Origin of the sequence: Bacillus sp. 204(2023) (genome assembly GCF_037027505.1) — a bacterium.
GTDB lineage: Bacteria > Bacillota > Bacilli > Bacillales > Bacillaceae > Bacillus > Bacillus subtilis.
Genome location: NZ_JAXCHE010000006.1, coordinates 95730 through 115610, shown reverse-complemented (window position 1 = coordinate 115610; position 19881 = coordinate 95730). Strand labels below are relative to the sequence as shown.

The window sequence follows — 19881 nt, the reverse complement described above, 5'->3', positions numbered from 1 at the left end:
GTCATTCCTCCTTTGACTCGTAATGAACCCAATATGACGATGTTTTAAACAATATGAGCGTAATCAGCCCGACAATGACAAGCATGACCCACGCCATCGCCGATGCGTAGCCCATTTGAAAATAGTTAAACGCCCGCTGGAACAAATAAAGCGAATAGAGAAGTGTCCCGTCAAGCGGCCCTCCCTCGCCCTTCGAAATGATATAGGCAGGTGTAAATGTCATAAAAGCAGAAATCGTCTGCATCACAAGATTAAAGAAAATAATCGGTGTAAGGATCGGAAGCGTGATTTTGAAGAAACGCTGCACCCGATTTGCCCCATCCACACTTGCCGCTTCCAAATACGAAGACGGAATGTTTTTCAGCCCGGCCAGAAAAATCAGCATTGACGACCCGAACTGCCAGACGGACAGCAGAATCAATGTCCACAGTGCACTTGTCGGATTCTGGTACCAAAGAATTTTTTGATCAATCCCGACAAAAAACAGCAGCGCATTGATGACCCCGTCATTGCCAAAAATATTGCGCCACATAATCGCCACGGCGACGCTCCCGCCGATGATTGAAGGCAGATAAAAGAGCGTTCTGTAAATGGCCGTTCCTTTTGCTGCATTGTTTAAAATAACAGCGATAAAAAGCGCGAAGCCGAGGCGGAGCGGAACCCCGGCAAGCACATACGTAAACGTCACCTTCAGAGACTGCCAATACTTTTCGTCACCCGTAAACATTTCCTTAAAGTTGTCGAGCCCGATCCATTTCGGCGCCGTAAACAAGTCATAGCTCGTGAAGGACAGAAACAGGGACGCCCCCATCGGAATCACCGTAAAGCATAGGAACCCGATGATAAACGGAGAAATAAAAGCATATCCCGCCAGATTGTCTTTTCTTATACTCCGGCTTTTTTTCATTGCGTCAGCCCCATTTCCCGTCAATTATTCCTCTCTAATATCTCATTGGCCTTTTTCCGGAACGTTTTGGCGGCTTTTTCCGGCGATACCTTCTGATACAGAATCTGATCTGACGTATCCTTCAGCAGCTTGATGACCTCCGCGCTTCCCACAGGCTCTGGCGGATCGGCTTTGCTGATGTTTTTTGACGCGGTTTCTACATACTCCACGATGTTGGCTTCTTCCTCATTCAGCTTCGGTTTAATCGCATCCGCCACCTTGTCGGAGACTGGAACGCCTCGCTCGCCTTTAATCAGCTGGTTCGCTTCCTCATTATTCACGAAGAAATTAATAAATTTCGCTGCCTCTTTTTTATGCTCAGAGCTTTTCGGAATGGAAAACAGCATACTCGGCTTCAATGTCAGCGCCTTTTCCTTCATTTGCTCCGGCGGCAGATAGAGAGACAGCGGCGAGTCTGTCAGCCGGGCAAAGCCCAAATATTGATTGGAGTAGTTCCATGTAATCGCTGATTTGCCTTTGACGATAAAATCGTCTTCCATCCCTTTAATCTGTGCGCTTTCATCAGGTGTTGGGGACGTTTTCGCTTTCACCAGCCTCAGCTGCCGTTCAAAGTAATCGACAAACAGCTGATCATCTTGATAGGCGAGGCCAGTGCCGTCTTCTTTATAAAAGCGCTCACCCTTTGTGCGCAAATAATAAGGGAAGAAAATATCAGGCGGATGCATTCCGTTGGAACCGTAGACACCGGCTTTTTCCTGAAGATCATACGCCAGCTTCTCGTAATCCTCCCACGTCCAGTTTTCCTGATTGATAGACACACCGGCTTTTTTCAGCAAATCATCATTGGCAATCACAGACAGCACGTTGACACCTAGCGTAAATCCATAAAGCTTATTGTCGATTTTTCCGCCCGACAGCATATTCTCGTCGATTGAGCTGACGTCAATCGTTCCATCCTTTGTATACGGCGTTAAATCCTCCAGCTGGTTCTTCTTTCCGTATTGGGCTAAGTAAGCGGTATCCATTTGAATGACATCAGGAAGCTGGCCGGCGGCAGACATGGGCGCAAGCTTTTTCCAGTAGTCATCCCAGTTCGCAAATTCCGCTTCAATATGGACGTGCGGATTCTTTTTCTCGTAAAGTTCAATTACCTTTGTTGTATAATCATGTCTTGGCTGCCCGCCCCACCACGCGATTCTGAGTGTAACGTCTTCTTTTTTTCCCGAGGCCTCTTCACCAGCTGAACACCCGCTGAAAAAAAAGACGCAGACCAGGGATAACAGCACGTAACAAATCTTCTTCAAACCAATCCCCCCTTTAATGTAAGTGCTTACATTTTATTTTAAAGCGTTCGGATAGGGCGAAACACTCAAAAAACAGTGGCGAAAGTCAAAAAAACAGAGATGGCTATCCTGCGGAAGCGCCTCCCTGTTTTCTTCTGAATTCTGACGGTGTCAGACCGGTATATTTTTTAAAAACAAGACTGAAATACTTCGGATTATCGCCAAACCCGATTTCTTCAGCAATTTCTGATACACTCGCATCCCGCCTCATTTTCATCTGTTTCATCGCATGTTCAAGACGCACTCGTGTAACATATTGGGAAAATTTCTCGCCTGTTTCCTGCTTAAATAACTTCCCGAGATAATCAGGATTCATAAACAGCATATCCTTCGCCGCCCATTTTAAGGACAGATTCGGATTTCCGAGCTCGTCGGCAATAAGCCTGATCATTTTTGAAATCACTGCGCTCCCATGCAGGTCACCAGACGCTTCAGCTGTGTCACGAAACAGCTGCCCCGCGTGCCGGAGTTCTCCCGCCTGACTGATGGCCATCTTGCGGTCCGCAAAAACCTCCGCCGCCTTTTCAGCGGCGTTCTCCTCTACGGCGAGTACGGTCCATTCTCCGCTGCTGCAAACCGCTGTCAGTGCCGACCCGAGTGCCTCTCTGGCTGCGGCATCAATAGATTGTTCCCCTTTTAAGATCAAGAGGCGGATCTTTTTTCCGGCAAGTGAAGGCGGTGGAGACAGCTGGGCCACACCGGCGATCAAGCCTTCCAAGTATTGATCGGCTGCAAAGGAACGGATATGGTCGAGCTCGTGTTTTAGATGGGCTGTTTTCTTTTTGTGCACATCTTGCCGCTTCAGCTCAGCAATGATTTCCTCCAGCGAGCTGATAATCTGCTGTTCATTGCAGGGCTTCAGCAAATAATGCTTCACCCCATATTTCATGGCTTCCTTTGCGTACTCAAACTCTCCAAACCCGGACAGGACGATAAATTGCACCGACGGGCTGACGGCAGACACCTTTTTGATCAGCTCAAGTCCGTCCATGCCGGGCATTTTGACGTCTGTGATGACGATATGCGGCTGGTTGTGTACAATCTTTTCATATGCTTCATGTCCGTTCTGCGCTTTACCGATCAATGAGGCGCCAAGCGACTCCCACTCAATGATTCCCGCCATTCCATCAAGGATAATCCTCTCATCATCAGCCAGCAGTATTTTATACATCACACCACCTCATTTCGGCACGGTATTGTGATCACAATCCTCGTCCCCTTTTCATGCTCACTATGAATCCGCAATCCGTATGGCTCTCCGAATGTCAGGCTGATGCGCTCGCGAATATTCCAAAGTCCGATTCCTCTTCCGCCCGTTGATTCAAGAATCCGTCCATCCATGCCAGGGCCGTTATCTTCGACCGTAATACAGACACAGCCCTTCGCCTTTTTGGCCTGAATCCGGATGGCGCATGGCCTTGTAAAGGGTTCAAGCGCGTATTGAATCGCATTTTCCGCAAGCGGCTGGAGCGTCAGTTTCGGAATGAGGCAATGCTTCACCTCATCGTCAATATCCAACGTGAAATTCAGGCGCTCTTCAAATCGAAATCGCTGAATGGTCATATAGTGACGTACAATGTCCGCCTCCTCCTGAATGGTCACGATATCTTTTTTCATATGTATGCTGTTTCGCAGAAGAAAACCGAGCGATTCCACCATTTTTGAGATTTGCTTTTGCTGATTCGCCTTGGCCAGCCAATTGATGGACTCGAGCGTGTTATATAAAAAGTGCGGGTTGATCTGGGCTTGCAGTGCCTTCAATTCGGTTTCTTTAATAATGAGCTGTTTTTCCACATTTTCTTCCATCAGCTCATTAATCCGTTTCATCATGACAGTAAAATGGCGGTTCAGCATGCCGGCCTCATCCTGTGTATGTTCCGGCAGAGAAAGCGACACACCCGCTTCAATACCGCTGTGCTGTACCGATTTCATCGCGGTCACAAGCTGTTCAATCGGCTCCGTGATGCTGTTGGCGATTTTCCTTCCGAAAAGCAAAACCACACAGAAAAAGAGGAGAAAGCATGTGCCGATCACTGTTTTCATAAAGGAAATTTTCGCGAACATCTGATCAAAGGGGATAACGTTATAGTAGCTCCAATTTTGGTAGGATGATTGAAGATAAGAAATAAAGTAACGTTTGCCATTCTTTTTTATCAAGTCATAACCGGGGTGCTTAAGCGTCTCCTTTGCTGCCTCGGGAACATGCGCTGATGCATGTGCCGTATACACCAAATTCCCGCCTTGGTCAGCAATCATAATGTCTCCGACTGAATCGCCCCAATCCTTCGGCACATCACGAATCATCTGTTTGATATTGACTTGGATCAGCACCATGCCCAAGCCGTTCAAACTCAGCTGGTGAAAGGATCTGATCTGCCGTGCTGAAATCAGGACAGGATCTGACCCGCCGAGCGTCATCCAAAGATTTCTTCCATTTTTCGCTTTCGCTCGCTTAAATACCTCTTCCTGCTCCTGCTGCAAAAGATCTGAAGAACTGCTTCCGGCTGAATACTCTGAGCCGCGGGCATCAATCACATGAATGGAATCGATGTACTTTTCATCGCTGGCATATCCCGCAAGCTGATCCCACAGCTCCTGCTTCATTTGATATTGATCATACGTATCATCTCGATTTTGCATGCTCAGGATGCGCTGAATCTGTTCGTCTGTAATGATTTCATATGACACATCCTCTATCTTCTTCAGCTCGTCTTCGATCCTTTCAGAAGACATCCGAAGCACCTCCGAGGACTTGCGGTAAATCTGCTCATCATACACATGAAAGGCATACTGGACCCCGCTGTATACAAACAGAAAGGATACGGCCATAATCAACGATAGAAACACAAACAGCTTATCCTTAATCTTCATCCGCCTGTACCAGCCAGCAACTCTTTTCTTCATGCCGCCTTTTCTTTCTCCTGCCGCTGATCCATTGACCGAAACGCTTTAAAGGACAGCTTCGTTAAGATCAGGCTGAGTAAACTCCCGCTGAAAAACAATAGAAACGTGACATGAAACAGAACGAGACAAAGCACACCGACAGCGCCCGCTGCCATCAAAAGCGTCACCGCCGGACGGCTGAAAGCAATCAAAAAGCTGATGCTCAGCACCTCTCTGATTTTTACGTCAAAATGAGAAAATACCGGGAACACATACAGCACAACAAACGCGAAAATCAAACTAATGCTCAGGAATACATTGACGAGCACAGGCTGGTCCATCTGAGCCACTATCCGCATATCCGCAAACAGAAACAGGGCAGCCGTCACAACGATAAGCCCGAGGATCTGTGATGCCCGCCATTCCTTTTTAAACGCCCGAAAAAAGACAGAAAACACCGGGGCATCTGTATTCCCCTTCGCCCATTCTCTCGCCACTGTAAACATCGCGGCAGTAGCGGGCATCAGCCCAAATACAACTAGGCCTGCAAGAGAAAACAAAATCCAAAGCACATTTAAATAGGCCAGTCTCATCACCCACGTACAAAAACGATTCAGCCCATTTGTCACACTGTGTATCATCAACATCACCTTCCCGCTTTGGAAAACGCTTTCATTTTAAAGTAATATGTATTTCTCCTTTCGAAAGAAAATTCCTGCCGTTCTGTGAAAATTTCGACATGATGAGAGACGGCAGCAGCCCTATCTTTTCCTGTAACGCCGGATAGCCTTATCGATCAAATATCCGGCAATGGCTCCGAAAATGACATTGAATCCAAGCATTCCGAGCGCAGCCCCTTCCCAGCCGCGTACATACACGAGGCTGTACCAGATCGCAAACACACCAAGGACGATCAGCCCGGCCAACATCCATTCCGGCCGACTTTTGTCAGGAAATCTCATCCGCATCAAAACGGATACGCCAGCAAACAGACAAGCCGTCACAATCCCTGTCACAAATAAAATTGACCACAACATCGCCTGCCCTCCCTTTTAGAAAAGACAAAAAAGCCCCCTGCAAAGGACGCTTATTCTGCCGTAATCTCTTTCTCAAACAAATGATATCCGGACGCATCAGCACCCATGAATTCATATCCCATACGCCGATAAAAGGAATGCAGGGCGTCGCTATCAGCGACACAGTCAAGCCGGATCCGCGTTTTTTCCGGAAAGTGTATGCCCGTCTCCGCCCACTGAAGGACGCGGGCTCCAAGCCCCTGTCCCGCAAACCGGCGGCTTACTGCGAGGCGATGCAAATAAATGGACTCCTCATGCCCATCGTCTCCCCAAAGCGTCCGGTCCCACTCGCTCGGTTCAGGCAGCAGCATCACGACAGCCGCAAGCTCTTCATCTTTTTTAAACACAAACACATGTCCCTTTTCAATTGACCCCGTGATATCATGTATATCTTGCCCTTTCAGAAGTCCGCTCCATTGGTTAGACCCCCGATCCCGGAGCCATTCAGCTGTTCGGACGAGCAACCCGGTAATCGATTCTGCATCCTCATAGACGGCCGGACACGCGTAAAATCCATCTGCAATCGTTTCGTTCTCAATCTTAAAAGCTGACATAAAGGCCTCCCAATCAAAAAGTAAGCTTGCACACACCCTTGATTATAATGCAGACCAAACTGCAAAAACAGACCATTTTCTCTGTATGTAAAAGGGTGTATGAAAGAGAGGCCAATCTGCCTATTAGAAAATCTTCTTTTTATCCCGTTCTTCTTTTAAAATTTCAACCGCTTCCCTGAAGCGCATAGAGTGTACGATTTCACGCTCACGCAAAAAACGCAGGGAATCGTTTAAATCAGGATCATCCGAAATATCAATCAGCCATTGATACGTCGCCCGCGCCTTTTCTTCTGCGGCAATATCTTCGTATAAATCGGCAATCGGATCGCCCTTCGCTTGGATATAGCTCGCGGTAAACGGCACGCCCGCCGCATTGTGATAAAAAAGCGCGCTGTCGTGATTGACGTAATGATCGCCAAGCCCCGCTTCACGCAGCTGCTCCGGTGTGGCGTCTTTCGTTAACTTATAGACCATGGTCGCAATCATTTCCAAATGGGCAAACTCCTCCGTGCCGATATCTGTTAAAAGGCCGATAACCTTATCAGGAATCGTATAACGCTGGTTCAAATACCGGAGAGCTGCGGCCAGCTCGCCGTCCGCTCCGCCATACTGCTCAATCAAATACTTCGCCAGCGTCGGGTTGCACGTACTGACCTTGACAGGGTATTGCAGCTTCTTTTCATACACCCACATTCAGGCATTCCTCCTTATACTTGCCACGGCCATGGCCCTTTTCCCCAATCCCAATCCTTGCCCGCGGGGCTGTTGCCGAACTGCAGAAGCGGTCCGTAAGAGGATTCGAACTGTCTTTTTAAGTGCCTTGAATAGCCGGAATATTGATTGAATTGCTTCAGCGCATCTTCATCATGAGGATGTGTATTTAAATAAAGACTCAGCTCAACAAGCACAAAATCAGCAGCCTGTATTTGCTCTAGCTGACGATAATATTCGGCATCAACCTTTTTTGCCATGTGCGTCTCCCCCTCGATAAGGGTTTTCATAAAAATCATAGAGATCCTTCCAAAGGGTGCCTTTCCTCAAAGCCTCCATCGGCGAAAACTGCTCCATGTGCTCAGGCTGAAAGGTCATATAAAGGTTAGGGGGCGTTCTGTAATATTTCTTCCCTATAGGCGGACAGGGATCAAAACGGCTGTGAAAGGGCGTATATGATTTGACAGGCGTAAACGGCTGCATATCCTTCATTCCGGCTCCTCCTTTCTCAAAAACAATGACCTTAATAGGTATGAGGCAGGGGGCATGATTATGACTGAAACACGGCTTAGCTTTTTCAATAAGAAGACCTTCGGAAGAGCCGAAGGTCTTTCTAGACTATTCAGTCCAAAATGAGGTCAGTGTTTCCAATATGCAGCATGAGCAGCCGCAAACTCTGACAGCGAACGAGGTTCTTTTCCCGTCACACGCTTCACTGTATCCGTTACCCGATGTTCCGCACCATGGCTGATTGCCTCATCAAGCTTCGCCATAAAATGGGCATAATCCGCGGGCAAACCTCCTGCCTCCATTTTATGCTGCAGCTCGGAACGAGAAATGCTGACATGCTCCACCCGGCGTCCTGCCGCTGCACTGATCATCTCTGCCGCTTCGGCATAGCTCAGCGCCTCGGGTCCTGTCAGGATATGATGTGTCTGATGAGGGACGGCATCAGTCAAAGCACGCACGGCTGTTTCTGCAATGTCATCAGCATCAATGAATCCTAGCTTTCCCTCGCCCGAAGCCGTGATGATGCGCCCCTCAGTTTGAATCGACATTCGATGCTGGACATTGATGAAATTTTGCATAAAGTATGAAGGCCGCAGCACCGTCCATTCTGGAAACTCACGCACTGCCTGATGAAGCGCGCCAAACACGGGACCATTCTCAGGGACAACAGACGCACTTAGCATCACTACACGCTTTGCACCGAGACGCTTTGCCTCCTTTAAAAAGGGGAGCACATAGGGAGCCGGATCAAATACACCGACCGGAGCAACAAGATAGATCTGTTTTACCTGTTCCAGAGCAGGCGTAAAACTGGAGGCGTCCTTCCAATCAAAATACACATACTCAGCATCAGCAAGCGCGCCCTTTTTCCGGCTCGCAATACGCACCCTGTGCCCCAGCTCTATTAAACGGCTGGCGATTCGGCTGCCGACTGTGCCGGTCCCGCCCGTGATTAAAATCGGATTCTGTTTCATCATTTTCCACTCTCCTCTGTTTGCAATAATGATCCTCCAAAGGCCTCTTTTACAACAAGCGGATTCCAATAATCCCTATAACGCACAATGCGGCCGTCTCTCGTTTCGATGACACTGATATAGCTTTGGCGATAAGGCAGTCCAGTCTCAATCACATGCCCGTCACATTGAAACTCCGCAATCATCGTATTCGAGTCCGCTGAACGGTACACTGTCGGAGCCGTAAATGAAGAAAGATGGATCTGCTTAGGATAATCCTTAATATAATCGTAAATAGCCGCTTTTCCTTCTATTTTTTTTGGTGATCCCTCTGGCGCATAAGGAAACTCAAATACAGCATTCTCATCCCAAAGCTCCGTCCAGCTCTTCATGTCCTTCTCAAGCATATAAGCCATAAACTTTCTCAAAGTTTCACATGCTTTTTCAAATTCATTCATCAACATTCATCATCACCTCATTTTTATTTCTAGACTATTCAGTCCAAAAAGTACATACATGGGCAAAGAATCCTTTACCACATGTTAATCAAGCACTGATAAACTCACGTCAACATGGTCCTGAAGCCGATCCATATCAGCCGTCACTTTCGCAACAAATGTCAGAGACAGCCTGCTTTGATTCAGGTACCGGGCAAGCGCAGATATATCAGTATCTTCGCCATTCAATTCTCCTTGATCCTTCGCTCTTAAAAGCGCCTGATAAAAAGCGTCCTCAAGCTGCTTGGATTGTCTTTCAAAATACCGGGCAAGCTCAGGGTCATGCGGAATCTGTTCAATCGCACTGTTAATGATATAGCACGCCTTCGCCCGTTCAGGATCCCTCAAAGCATTGACACCTTCTTGAAAAATATCACGAATGGCTTCCTTTACAGATCCTGGCGCTTCAAGCCTTTCCATAACGGCAGTGTTTTTCCCTTCAAGATACGTTTTCACAGCTGACAAAAACAAATCACGCTTCGTGCCATACGTATCATACAAGCTCTGGCGCGCAATGCCTAAATGAGAGAGCAGATCCTGAAGAGACGTTCCTTCGTAGCCATACTCTCCGAAAACCTCTATCGCCCTGTGAAGAACAAGCGCCGTATCAAATTCTTTATTCCTCCCCAAAAAATGATCACCTCCTGAAACAAATGTTACCAGTTTCCAGACTGAACAGTCAAGAAAAAAGTTAAAAAAACACTCTTGATCTGCAAGAGTGTCCTCTTTTTATCATCATCTTCTTTATTTATAACCGTCTTTTCCCCAGTGGCCCATATGGTGGTGATGGTGGCCATAATGACCATCATGATGGTGGTGATGATTATCCTTTCCAACATGGTGATGATGGTGATGAAGATTATCTTTTCCATCATGATGATGGTGATAATAGTGGTGATGGCCATCATTTTCATGGTGCATGTTCGGATAACTTACAGTTCCCGGAGAGCCTCCATAGCCGCCGCTTGGGTAACCGCCGTACCCACCATATCCCGGATAGCCGCCGACTCCGCCATGCATGCCATAACCTGGATAACCCCCAGACATACCGTAGCCCGGGTAGCCTCCAGACATCCCATAACCTGGGTAACCCCCAGACATGCCACCATAGCCTCCGTACATCCCATAGCCCGGATAGCCTAGTCCTCCATACATGCCAAACCCCGGACGGCCGATGCCATAGCCTGGAAAAGCGCCAAAACCAGGGCCGCCATAGATCTGTCTTGTATCAGTATCAGTCATATTCACTCTCTCCTTCACATAGGTTACAGTCCAGAGTATGAGAATATCTTATAGATCGTATAGGCGGCCGCCTACATACAGCTAAAACAATTTCCAGGACAAAAAAAGCAGGCCATAACAGCCTGCTCACTCCTTACTCACCTAAATCAACGTTATGATATACCTGCTGAACATCTTCCAAATCTTCTAATGCATCAATCAATTTTTCAAACTGTTCCTTTGCATCATCCGGAAGCGTTACTTCACTTTGCGCAAGCATTGTCAGCTCCGCTACTGTAAATTCCTCGACACCCGCGTTTTTAAACGCCTCTTGCACCGCATGGAATTGATCAGGCTCAGCATATACGATCACGCTGTCATCCTCTTCTAAAATGTCACGTACATCAACATCCGCTTCCATCAGGATTTCAAGCGCTTCGTCAGCAGTTTTGCCTTCCACACCGATTACAGCCGTCGCGTCAAACATGTAAGCAACAGATCCGCTCACACCCATGTTTCCGCCGTTTTTCCCGAACGCCGCACGCACTTCCGGCGCCGTACGGTTTACATTATTCGTCAGCGCATCAACGATAATCATTGATCCATTCGGCCCGAAGCCCTCATAACGAAGCTCATCGTAATTCTCTTCCGCTCCGCCCTTCGCCTTCTCGATCGCACGTTCAATGATGTTTTTCGGCACGCTGTAAGTCTTCGCACGCTCAAGCACAACCTTCAGCGCCTGGTTGGATTCCGGATCAGGCTCGCCCTGTTTCGCCGCCACATAAATCTCACGGCCAAACTTCGCATAAATTCGACTCGTATTTGCGTCCTTAGACGCCTTCTTCTCTTTAATATTGTTCCACTTACGGCCCATGATGTTCCACTCTCTTTCATATATATCAATCTAAATACTGTTATTCACTTTATCCATTATACCTCAAATGGTTTGGTTGTTTCGAGTGTCTTGCGTTAGAAATAGAAGGAATGCCGCGATGTGAAAAATGGAACGTCTTCCGTAAAGCAAGAAAAAGCCCTAGCTAAGGGCTTTCTTCTGATCACTAAGTTTGTAAGGGGAATGATCGATATACGTCGTATTTCGATCTGTTGATTCCTTAAATCCGCCGGAGTTTGTCAGGGGTGGAAACGACATGCTTCCCAAAACTAGAGTAATAGCCAGACACATCATCACTTTTTTCTTAATAGGCATATAAACACTCTCCTTTTAGAATATCTTCTTGGGCTTTCAGCATTTTCCGATAAAACGCAGCGGCTTGTTCAAAGTGACAGCTGCTTTCAAAAACAGCGGCAGCACTCCGGGCACATGCTTCAATGTAAGCGTGCAGGTTCTTTTTTTCGAAATAGCTTAAAAGATCATGAATTTTTCGTTCGTCAACAGTCTCCTTGTACACGGCCTGCAAGAACAGAAACAATTCTTTATAAAATTTGTGAGAACGTGCTGTGATATGGTCTAATCCTTCCTCTATGAACTGAAACGCCTTCTGTGTTTGGCCCGCTTTACATAATGTCCAGCTTAATCCAAACAAGACTTTCGGAAGCAGATCAGGCACTTTCTCTCTGCTTACTTTCGCCGCTTTTTGGAAATGTTCTACAGCCATCTGATCGTCTCCTGATCTGTCATAGCTGTTCGCGATGTTCAATAGAGAAATGGCGATAAACCGATCGTTTTGAATGTCCGTTGCCAATTTGAGCGCCGCCTCTAAATGCGGGAGCGCTTTATCATAATGTTTGAAATCATCATAGTTGCCGGCGATCACAAACAAGCTTTGTATCGTTCTAATGCTGTATAGGGGATTTTTTTGATAAATGTCTAAGGCTTGAAGAATATGATGCATCGACACATGGGTTTGCTTCATGTGATAATACGCTTCGGCCACTTTAAAATGGAATTCCGCTTTCTCAATTTCATCTGACACAAACGGCAGTTCTTTCTCCGCCTCGCGATAATACCCGATCGCTTCCACATATTCTTTTTGATCAAATTCATACATGCCGCGGAAAAACAAAGAGTAGTATTGCAAAAGGCCTGTGAGTTTTTTCTGAGGGGTCTCAATCGTTTCAAGAAGCTCTGTCACTGTAGGGCGATTCCCGTATGTTTGTCCCGGCTCCAAATAATCAAGCATCAGCTGGTGCCGAAAACACATCAGAGAATAATAGATCAGCAAATCCTGATCTTCTTCCATCTGCTGAATGTCCTGCTCCACCTCCGCTTTCAGAATCTCAGCATCCGGAACACTGAACTGGCGAATCATTTTATACCATTCATTAATCTTAACACCTACACGCGAAGACGGTATGGCTTGACTCAACGGCTTCCCTCCTTCTCTATGAGATATGTCATATTCTATCAATCCCAAATTTTGAAAACAACACAGAAGGAAGAAATTGTTTTTTCACCCTGTCAATTTGTTTTTCTCCGCAAAAAAGACCCTTTACGCAAGGGTCCATGTCAATCTTATTTCATATACGTATTCACCAGCTCGTAACAGCGCTCTTTCGTCTGTTTGGCAAGCTCTTCCGTTTGGACGACTCGGGATAATGAACCGCCGCCCTCCTCATCATATCGTTTCTGAGCCGCAGCATCCCTATCCTTTATCCATTGGCGCTGTTTCACTTTTAATGCCGCCATGTCTGAAGCAGGAAGCTGTTTTTGCAGCACCCCGTATATCTCGTTCAGCAATCCGTCCCACATTTGATAGTTGTAACCGTAATCCTCAATCATCTGATAATCACTTTGATAGTCATTGTGCTTTTCTTTCTGTTCTGTCGCTGACAATTTGGCAACATAATCTGTTTTTGTGCTTCCCTTTTCCTGCTCACTGCTCTGTGTATCCGCGTTATCTGATGACTCGGTTTCCTCAGCCGTTTGAACTTTTTCTTGCTCCGGAGCCTCAGTCTCGTCTTCATTATCACTCACTATACTGGTATCCTTTGAGCTGATCGCTGCCTGTCTTTCTCCCACATTGAAAAGATAAGCTGTTCCGCCAGCAGCCTTCGATTCATAGGACTTCACAAATTCCGCCGTTTCACCGTTTCTAGACAGAATCGTTTTCGCTTCTTCTTTTGTCAGCTTGATATCATCCCCTTGAAGCGACTTGCTGTCCCATTTGTTGATCTTCCAATCGCCATCTTCCTTCACCAATTCAAACGTCCATAACGTGCCCATGTTGTTTAACTCTGTTGCCGGGTCTATTGATGAAGCCTTTATCTTATTCTTGTCCTGTTCATAAGTAAAACGCACATCGAAATCAGTGCCGGGGTGAAAAGGAGCATCACACTCGCAAAAGTACTCTCCGGCCAAATCCTTTAAGGTCTGATCTGCAAACGTCTCTGTTGCATAAGGCAGCACACTTGGCCGCAGCTTGTTGAAATCCGCCTTGTTTGCCGTGCTCCAGCCGTTTTCTGTTCCCGCTTTATCAAATGCATTGAAGATCGAATCAATATCGTTTTTCAAAGCTGATTTTACTTCCTGCTCCGTCAGCTTCGCAACGCTCGCTTTCTTCACGGCTTGCTTCTGCTGATTCTTATCAGAAGCTCCGCTATCAGAACACGCTGATAATAGGAATAAAATAGATAAAAGCAGCGCACCCAATTTATAACTCATCGTCTCTCTCACCCTTCTGCTCTCTCATGGTAGCTTTCTCATTTTATAGGTCTTTTGTCTGTTTGTACATTTCATTTTTACAGAAGAAGAAAGAGAGTGAAATGAGCTTACTCAACCACAACAAAATCCTGCACCTTCACCTGTTCCTCAGGCAAATCAAACTGATAAAGCATCTTCTTAGAATGAATATCAAACACACCCACATACCCGCCGATGCCCTTTTTATGCTCTTCCTGGGCGACAATATACAATAGATTCCCCTTAAACTTCGCCTCCATATAAGGGAAGTTCAAGCTGTATGTGTGAAAAGAAAAATCCTTCAAATATTCCAACAAGTTCGCCTCACCCTCTTTGTCCTCGTACGTCACGTAAAAACTGCCGCTTTCTTTGTCATAATACACAGTATCTGCATATTCAAGATCATCAGGATACGCAATATATGTCGTCTTCCATGTCCCTTTTTCAATCACAGTCAGTTCATGCTCCGAGCTCGCGACAATAAATTCCTCCGATTCTGCGAATTGATCAGCGTACGAGGCTAAGCTCAGGGTCTCAATCATTTCCTCTATTTTTCTGTCAATCACGTAAATAGCCATGCTTTGAATAATATAAATATAGTTCTCATCACTGGCCCCCATCGTGACAAGCGAAGGCAAGGTAAGGCTATATTCCTTTTTCGTTTTTCTGTCGTTTATGTGGATCTCATTTCCCGTCGTATCAACATTATAGGCCTTAACAGACACATCCTTCCCCTCATACCAAAACGCAAATGGATCTGACAGCGGATGCTCTTTGATCACATCCTTCTCCAGCGTGTAGTAAAAAGGCTCGTGTTCCGCCAATAATACAAGGTCTGTGGATTTGTATGACTTCATTTGAATATAAGGAACATCCGCCACCTTAAACGTGCGCCTGTTAAACCGTTCGCCTGTTGAGGTTGAGAGCAGCGTGCTTTCTTTTATGAGAGGATTGGAGTAAATAAAGAAGATGCGGTCTTCTTCGGGGTGAATGGTGGAAGATTGGACAGGAATACTGTCTTTATTGCGTAACTGAACAAACAGTATGATGCATACCATTAACCCTAATAAACCAAATGTAATCCATTTTTTCTTCATCACCATGCTCCTTAAAAAATAATATAGAATACAAACTTCCAAAAAATGTGTAGCGACAATACATTTCGATCATGTTTCTGCCAATCCCTCCACGAATAAAGACACATGCCAAATGACTCATTTTTCCACTAAAACACGTTCTCACACCCACCATCATCCCACACCGTGGTAAAATTTTGATATTGAGTGAACAAAAGAAGGGAAATGGTCATGAAAGTATTTGAAGCGAAAACACTGCTTTCGGAAGCGACAGACCGTGCAAAAGAGTACAAAGAACTAAGAACGCAAATGGTCAACTTGAGAAAAGCGTTAAAAGGAGTCGCTGATCTCAGTGACAGCGAATTCTCAGGAAAAGGCGCCAGCAATATCAAAGCATTCTATCACGACCACGTCGGCGTCACAGACCAGTGGATCGACTACATCGACATGAAAATCGCATTTTTCAACAGCATCGCCGGAGCCGCCGAAGACAAAGGCCTCTCAGACGCATACATCGAAGAATCCTTCCTGGAGCACGAACTGGCAAACGCCCATAAAAAATCAAAATCCATCATGTCCGAACAGAAAAAAGCGATGAAAGACATCCTGAACGATATCGACGACATCCTCCCGCTCGACCTGTTTTCAACAGAAACCTTTAAAGACGAGCTGGCCGATGCCAACGACAAACGCAAAAAAACACTGGAAAAATTGGACGCCTTGGACGAAGACCTGAAGACAGAATACGCCCTGTCAGAACCAAACGAACAATTCATTAAATCCGACTTCCAAAAGCTCCAAGAAGCAACAGGCAAAGGCAAAAACGCCACACCCATCCACTACAACGCCAAAGCGTACCGTGAGAGCGACATACATAAGAAAAAAGGCGACATTGAAAAGCGGACTGAGGCTTACTTGAAGATTAAGAAAGAGGAAGCGAAGGAACGCGAGATTGAAAAATTGAAGAAAAAGCTTGCGGATGGGGTATCTGACCCTGATGAATATTTAGAAATTGCGAAGAAGATTGGGTATGAGAACCTTGAGCCTGCACAGTTACAGTATGTGGTGCAGCTTGAGCAAGCAAAACAGCTCGAAGAAGTTGGTGAAACCACATGGGAAGTTCTGAAAGGAGTTGGAGTCGGTCTCTACGATGTCGCTAAGGATACTGTGACTGGTGTTAAAGATTTAGCTGTCGGAGCGTGGGAGTTTTCCCAGCTCTCCGAAGAACAAAAATTAGCCAAAACAATTTCAACTGTATTGAAGACACCTTCTTATGCAAAAATCATATGGACAAACATAGCAGATTCATGGAATGATAAAATGGTTAACGGTGATGCATACTCACGATCTCATTATATTACCTATGTGGTCGGGAGCCTCGTCGGACTAAAAGGTGCTGGCTCTGTTGTGAAAGTAACAAGTAAACTTGGTAAAGCAGGTGCTGCCAAAATCGATAAAGTGCTTGAAGCTGGAGAAAAAGCTACTACTAAACATGTAAAGACAGGGATCCAGAAAACAAAAGATTTCAGCAGTGCTTTAAAAGGTAAAAATCAAGTCGCTTTTGCAGGGATTGCTCAGGATATTGAGAATACGCATAATGTAAAGAATACATCGCTTCTGAAAAAAGAAATTGAAGAACAGAAATCAAATGCATTGCAAAAAACTGAAAGAAAAACACAGAACATAAAGAAACCTAGAAAAACAATAATTCCTACAGTAAAAAGTGGTGAATTTAATAATTGGTTTAACTCATTAACAACGAAGCAACTTGATGAGCTTTGGACAGATAAGAAAGTTAGAAGAGCAATTGAAAGACAATTGAGAGCACCCGGCGGCATGCACGAATGGCATTTAGTTTCTCGGGCCCCTACTTTCAAACATTGGGGAGTTACAGCTGAACAAATTAGAGATTTAAGAACTGCCATAAACAAAGTCGAGTTTGTGAATCCAGTTGGTAAACACGGAGGATTGGGTTCAACCGCTGCTCATAATGAATTGCTAGGAATTATTGATTCATCCTTAAACTATAATATGTTTGTCCGAAGATTAAATAATTGGGCGAACTATAGGCTAAAAGGTGGAGCGGCAGCACTGCCAGAAGGATTAAGGACTAAATAATAGGAGGTTAATATGGAACGTCAAAATTTCGTATCATTGTGGATTGGAAGTATAAATGATGATGAATCATTAAGTAAATATGTTGAATTAGATTACAATGAGGATGAAGGTGATTTTCTTCCTTCCCAATTTTTAATTGATTTTGATATAGATATAGATGAATTAGATGAAGATTTTATAGAAAAAGTTGCACATGAAAAAAATTGTAATAATTTATCTGAACTAATTGGCGGCTGTTCGTACGATAGTGTCATCTTACCTCGATTTGAGAAAATAGTAGGTACCGCAATTCCTGAACACATCAATGCTGCTGTTCTTTTATATAATTTTGAATATGACGGCAGGGAGAAAGAAATAAACGATAAAAACTATTCATTTAAATTTATTGGTGCAGTATCCTATGTTTAAGTAAAAAATTCTAAATAACTATGAAGCCCTCTTACTCGAGGGCTTTATTTTTATCTCATCTCACTTTATAAAAGAAGCATCACCTTGACAGTAAGAAAAGAATTAATAAAACAAATTAATTTAACAATCACAGCAATAAAAACAAACAATCAAAAGAATCCAACTCCAATGGTGAAAAACATATTAAAAAGATATGAAGAGGCAAAAGAATTTATCCAACATTCAACAAAGGAACAATTCGAAGAAGACCTCTCTAAAGTTAAAAATAAACTAGATACTCTGACAAGAGCATATCTAGAATCAGCTAACGACTACATGAATCCGATGCTCAAAGAAATGCATAAGACAGAAAAACTGCTAAAAGAGTATGACGAAACTACTACTCAGTCGTAATAACCGCAATCCTAACTTCACGAATTGAGTTTCCGCTAACCTTCACAAAACCAAATATAACGCAAAACACCCAAACTCCCTTTTGCGGACAGCACCGAAAATTTTTTTTGCGTTCGCTCAACCCCTTCCTATTAAATTTCTGTATTGATAAAATTTACATAATTAGTGAGAAGAGGAAGGGTGAGAAGTTTGGGCACGATTTCGTCTCCGCACGTTGGGATAAAAATTAATGAATGGAACCGGCATATTCAAAAGTTTAATGTGACAGATGCTGAAATGCTTAAAGCTGAGATCGAACGGGACATTGACATCATGGAAGAAGACCAAGACCTCTTGATTTACTATCAGCTCATTGCATTTCGCCATCAGCTTATGATTGACTATGTGATTCCATCTGAAGGAAACCAAATGGAGTTATCAGAATATTTAAAGAGAATTGAAGGCAGCAACAGAAAGATGGAGAAACTCGTTGAATACTACTATTACTTTTTTCAAGGGATGTATGAATTCAAAGAGGGCAATTTCTTAAGTGCCATTACATTCTATCAAAAAGCGGAAAACACAATTCCCTATATTTCAGATGAAATTGAGCGGGCGGAATTTTATTTTAAAATGGCTGAAGTGTTTTATCATATGAAACAAACCCACGTATCCATGCACTATTCTTCTCAGGCGTATAACATCTATAAAACGCACGATCTTTACTCAGTCCGCCGCATACAATGCCATTTTGTGATCGCAGGTAACTACGACGATTCAGAAAGTCATGAAAAGGCACTCCCTCACCTCGAGCAGGCGCTAAAAGGCGCACGACTGCTTGAAAGCAAAAACAAGCGGATTTACGGCCAAGCTTTATTCAATATCGGAAATTGTTACCTTAAAATGGGCGAATTGACGAAAGCAGCAAAATATATGGAGAAATCGATACTCCAATTTAAAAAATCAAATTTCAACAACTTGACACAAGCTTACCACGATTTAGCCTTAATTTATTTTCTTCAACATAAACAAGACCAAGCAATGGATTGTTTCAGAAAAGGCGTACGCTTCGCATGTAAATTCGGCGATAACCTATTTAAAATCATGTTTGAAGGATTGCAGGCGCTGTTTATCAAAAAAGGAGAAGCATCCATTTTATTAAATGTTTTCAACAAATTAGAGACATCCCAAGGATATCCTTATATGGAAGAGTTGGCATTATTAGCCGCAAAGTTTTATACTGAAATTGGGCAGATGGATGATTCTGTTATCTGTTTCAAAAAGATGGTTCATGCCCGCAAACAAATTCAGAGAGGGGATTGTTTGTATGAAATTTAAACTGACTTTGTGCGCTGTAATTGCTTTGATCGGTGTAAGCTTTATCAGTTCTTCCTTAGGAAATGAAGTAAACGTAGCATCCAGAAACATGACAAGCAAAGCTGCAAACGATTCAACGAACTCCCTAGCAGACAAAGCCATCTTTGACAAGGAAATGACGATTGCAGAAAACGGAACGCTTGGTTAAGGACAAGACGCAGCTTAGGCTGTGTCTCTTTTTCTGAAGAAATAGGTGACAAGGTGATAGAATGTTGATGTTCAAGATGCTGATTAA

General features: G+C 44.6%; 22 protein-coding genes and 2 pseudogenes. 5 read left to right on the top strand and 19 right to left on the bottom strand.

The features are described 5' to 3' along the window. Position 1: 1 nt before the first annotated feature. From WA279_RS13545 to WA279_RS13455, 19 genes and pseudogenes are all read right to left on the bottom strand, one after another. On the bottom strand, positions 2 to 931 hold the full coding sequence (locus tag WA279_RS13545; RefSeq protein ID WP_003233835.1) for a carbohydrate ABC transporter permease: 930 nt from the start codon (positions 929 to 931) through the stop codon (positions 2 to 4). Further along, positions 928 to 2211 (bottom strand): ABC transporter substrate-binding protein, encoded by a 1284-nt coding sequence (locus WA279_RS13540; RefSeq protein WP_123374332.1) that lies wholly within the window; start codon positions 2209 to 2211, stop codon positions 928 to 930. The genes WA279_RS13545 and WA279_RS13540 overlap by 4 nt, the downstream gene beginning before the upstream one ends. A 103-nt stretch (positions 2212 to 2314) precedes the next feature. Further along, positions 2315 to 3421 (bottom strand): two-component system response regulator YesN, encoded by a 1107-nt coding sequence (gene yesN, locus WA279_RS13535; protein WP_336155623.1) that lies wholly within the window; start codon positions 3419 to 3421, stop codon positions 2315 to 2317. Continuing rightward, positions 3421 to 5154 (bottom strand): two-component system sensor histidine kinase YesM, encoded by a 1734-nt coding sequence (gene yesM, locus WA279_RS13530; RefSeq protein ID WP_336155621.1) that lies wholly within the window; start codon positions 5152 to 5154, stop codon positions 3421 to 3423. The genes yesN and yesM overlap by 1 nt, the downstream gene beginning before the upstream one ends. After that, positions 5151 to 5780, bottom strand: coding sequence for a YesL family protein (locus WA279_RS13525; RefSeq protein WP_336155619.1), 630 nt, complete (start codon positions 5778 to 5780; stop codon positions 5151 to 5153). Before WA279_RS13525 ends, yesM begins: the two co-directional genes overlap by 4 nt. Before the next feature lie 114 nt (positions 5781 to 5894). Next, a pseudogene (locus WA279_RS13520) lies at positions 5895 to 6198 on the bottom strand (YesK-like family protein). Positions 6199 to 6220: 22 nt separating this feature from the next. Next, positions 6221 to 6763, bottom strand: coding sequence for a GNAT family N-acetyltransferase (locus WA279_RS13515; RefSeq protein WP_014479097.1), 543 nt, complete (start codon positions 6761 to 6763; stop codon positions 6221 to 6223). Between the two features lie 123 nt (positions 6764 to 6886). After that, positions 6887 to 7456: a spore coat protein CotJC gene (cotJC, locus tag WA279_RS13510; protein WP_003233850.1), complete on the bottom strand. Its 570-nt coding sequence runs from the start codon at positions 7454 to 7456 to the stop codon at positions 6887 to 6889. A 14-nt stretch (positions 7457 to 7470) separates the two neighbouring features. Continuing rightward, complete coding sequence (cotJB, locus tag WA279_RS13505; protein ID WP_003219491.1) at positions 7471 to 7734, bottom strand: spore coat protein CotJB; 264 nt, start codon at positions 7732 to 7734, stop codon at positions 7471 to 7473. Continuing rightward, the gene (gene cotJA / locus WA279_RS13500) at positions 7718 to 7966 is read right to left on the bottom strand and encodes a spore coat-associated protein CotJA (protein ID WP_003219489.1); all 249 of its coding nucleotides are present in this window, start codon (positions 7964 to 7966) and stop codon (positions 7718 to 7720) included. The genes cotJB and cotJA overlap by 17 nt, the downstream gene beginning before the upstream one ends. A 126-nt stretch (positions 7967 to 8092) precedes the next feature. Then, positions 8093 to 8961: pseudogene (locus tag WA279_RS13495) on the bottom strand (SDR family oxidoreductase). Then, the gene (locus WA279_RS13490; RefSeq protein WP_327828754.1) at positions 8958 to 9401 is read right to left on the bottom strand and encodes a nuclear transport factor 2 family protein; all 444 of its coding nucleotides are present in this window, start codon (positions 9399 to 9401) and stop codon (positions 8958 to 8960) included. Before WA279_RS13490 ends, WA279_RS13495 begins: the two are co-directional and overlap by 4 nt. Before the next feature lie 78 nt (positions 9402 to 9479). Beyond that, positions 9480 to 10064: a TetR/AcrR family transcriptional regulator gene (locus WA279_RS13485; RefSeq protein WP_047182233.1), complete on the bottom strand. Its 585-nt coding sequence runs from the start codon at positions 10062 to 10064 to the stop codon at positions 9480 to 9482. Positions 10065 to 10178: 114 nt separating this feature from the next. Next, positions 10179 to 10676 (bottom strand): spore coat protein, encoded by a 498-nt coding sequence (locus WA279_RS13480; RefSeq protein WP_327828752.1) that lies wholly within the window; start codon positions 10674 to 10676, stop codon positions 10179 to 10181. A 133-nt stretch (positions 10677 to 10809) separates the two neighbouring features. Then, the gene (locus WA279_RS13475; RefSeq protein ID WP_003233863.1) at positions 10810 to 11529 is read right to left on the bottom strand and encodes a YebC/PmpR family DNA-binding transcriptional regulator; all 720 of its coding nucleotides are present in this window, start codon (positions 11527 to 11529) and stop codon (positions 10810 to 10812) included. A gap of 159 nt (positions 11530 to 11688) precedes the next feature. Further along, positions 11689 to 11862 carry a phosphatase RapH inhibitor PhrH gene (gene phrH / locus WA279_RS13470; protein ID WP_336155615.1) on the bottom strand — a complete coding sequence of 58 codons (174 nt, stop codon included), beginning with the start codon at positions 11860 to 11862 and terminating at the stop codon, positions 11689 to 11691. Then, the gene (rapH, locus tag WA279_RS13465) at positions 11852 to 12982 is read right to left on the bottom strand and encodes a response regulator aspartate phosphatase RapH (protein WP_336155614.1); all 1131 of its coding nucleotides are present in this window, start codon (positions 12980 to 12982) and stop codon (positions 11852 to 11854) included. The genes phrH and rapH overlap by 11 nt, the downstream gene beginning before the upstream one ends. Before the next feature lie 146 nt (positions 12983 to 13128). Continuing rightward, positions 13129 to 14277 (bottom strand): lysozyme inhibitor LprI family protein, encoded by a 1149-nt coding sequence (locus WA279_RS13460; protein ID WP_336155612.1) that lies wholly within the window; start codon positions 14275 to 14277, stop codon positions 13129 to 13131. A gap of 107 nt (positions 14278 to 14384) precedes the next feature. Then, positions 14385 to 15392, bottom strand: a complete 1008-nt coding sequence (locus WA279_RS13455; protein ID WP_336155610.1) for a hypothetical protein — start codon at positions 15390 to 15392, stop codon at positions 14385 to 14387. A 210-nt stretch (positions 15393 to 15602) separates the two neighbouring features. On the opposite strand from WA279_RS13455, the gene WA279_RS13450 reads away from it, so the two are divergent. The 5 genes from WA279_RS13450 to WA279_RS13430 all read left to right on the top strand — a co-directional run bounded on the left by WA279_RS13450 (position 15603) and on the right by WA279_RS13430 (position 19794). Then, positions 15603 to 17489: a ribonuclease YeeF family protein gene (locus tag WA279_RS13450; protein ID WP_336155608.1), complete on the top strand. Its 1887-nt coding sequence runs from the start codon at positions 15603 to 15605 to the stop codon at positions 17487 to 17489. A 12-nt stretch (positions 17490 to 17501) separates the two neighbouring features. Then, on the top strand, positions 17502 to 17897 hold the full coding sequence (locus WA279_RS13445) for an immunity 22 family protein (RefSeq protein ID WP_336155607.1): 396 nt from the start codon (positions 17502 to 17504) through the stop codon (positions 17895 to 17897). Positions 17898 to 17981: 84 nt separating this feature from the next. Then, complete coding sequence (locus tag WA279_RS13440; RefSeq protein ID WP_336155606.1) at positions 17982 to 18290, top strand: hypothetical protein; 309 nt, start codon at positions 17982 to 17984, stop codon at positions 18288 to 18290. Positions 18291 to 18479: 189 nt separating this feature from the next. Next, positions 18480 to 19607 carry a Rap family tetratricopeptide repeat protein gene (locus WA279_RS13435; RefSeq protein WP_336155605.1) on the top strand — a complete coding sequence of 376 codons (1128 nt, stop codon included), beginning with the start codon at positions 18480 to 18482 and terminating at the stop codon, positions 19605 to 19607. Beyond that, positions 19597 to 19794, top strand: a complete 198-nt coding sequence (locus tag WA279_RS13430) for a hypothetical protein (protein WP_003240078.1) — start codon at positions 19597 to 19599, stop codon at positions 19792 to 19794. Before WA279_RS13435 ends, WA279_RS13430 begins: the two co-directional genes overlap by 11 nt. Positions 19795 to 19881 lie beyond the last annotated feature (87 nt).

What these genes read in the sequence shown, in the direction of transcription:
- WA279_RS13455 (WP_336155610.1), bottom strand. Translation starts at nt 15,392, where the DNA reads ATGAAGAAAAAATGGATTACATTTGGTTTATTAGGGTTAATGGTATGC.
- WA279_RS13475 (WP_003233863.1), bottom strand. Translation starts at nt 11,529, where the DNA reads ATGGGCCGTAAGTGGAACAATATTAAAGAGAAGAAGGCGTCTAAGGAC.
- WA279_RS13480 (WP_327828752.1), bottom strand. Translation starts at nt 10,676, where the DNA reads ATGACTGATACTGATACAAGACAGATCTATGGCGGCCCTGGTTTTGGC.
- WA279_RS13460 (WP_336155612.1), bottom strand. Translation starts at nt 14,277, where the DNA reads ATGAGTTATAAATTGGGTGCGCTGCTTTTATCTATTTTATTCCTATTA.
- WA279_RS13430 (WP_003240078.1), top strand. Translation starts at nt 19,597, where the DNA reads ATGAAATTTAAACTGACTTTGTGCGCTGTAATTGCTTTGATCGGTGTA.
- cotJB (WP_003219491.1), bottom strand. Translation starts at nt 7,734, where the DNA reads ATGGCAAAAAAGGTTGATGCCGAATATTATCGTCAGCTAGAGCAAATA.
- cotJC (WP_003233850.1), bottom strand. Translation starts at nt 7,456, where the DNA reads ATGTGGGTGTATGAAAAGAAGCTGCAATACCCTGTCAAGGTCAGTACG.
- WA279_RS13515 (WP_014479097.1), bottom strand. Translation starts at nt 6,763, where the DNA reads ATGTCAGCTTTTAAGATTGAGAACGAAACGATTGCAGATGGATTTTAC.
- WA279_RS13445 (WP_336155607.1), top strand. Translation starts at nt 17,502, where the DNA reads ATGGAACGTCAAAATTTCGTATCATTGTGGATTGGAAGTATAAATGAT.
- yesN (WP_336155623.1), bottom strand. Translation starts at nt 3,421, where the DNA reads ATGTATAAAATACTGCTGGCTGATGATGAGAGGATTATCCTTGATGGA.
- WA279_RS13450 (WP_336155608.1), top strand. Translation starts at nt 15,603, where the DNA reads ATGAAAGTATTTGAAGCGAAAACACTGCTTTCGGAAGCGACAGACCGT.
- yesM (WP_336155621.1), bottom strand. Translation starts at nt 5,154, where the DNA reads ATGAAGAAAAGAGTTGCTGGCTGGTACAGGCGGATGAAGATTAAGGAT.
- WA279_RS13525 (WP_336155619.1), bottom strand. Translation starts at nt 5,780, where the DNA reads ATGTTGATGATACACAGTGTGACAAATGGGCTGAATCGTTTTTGTACG.
- cotJA (WP_003219489.1), bottom strand. Translation starts at nt 7,966, where the DNA reads ATGAAGGATATGCAGCCGTTTACGCCTGTCAAATCATATACGCCCTTT.
- phrH (WP_336155615.1), bottom strand. Translation starts at nt 11,862, where the DNA reads ATGCCTATTAAGAAAAAAGTGATGATGTGTCTGGCTATTACTCTAGTT.
- WA279_RS13490 (WP_327828754.1), bottom strand. Translation starts at nt 9,401, where the DNA reads ATGTTGATGAATGAATTTGAAAAAGCATGTGAAACTTTGAGAAAGTTT.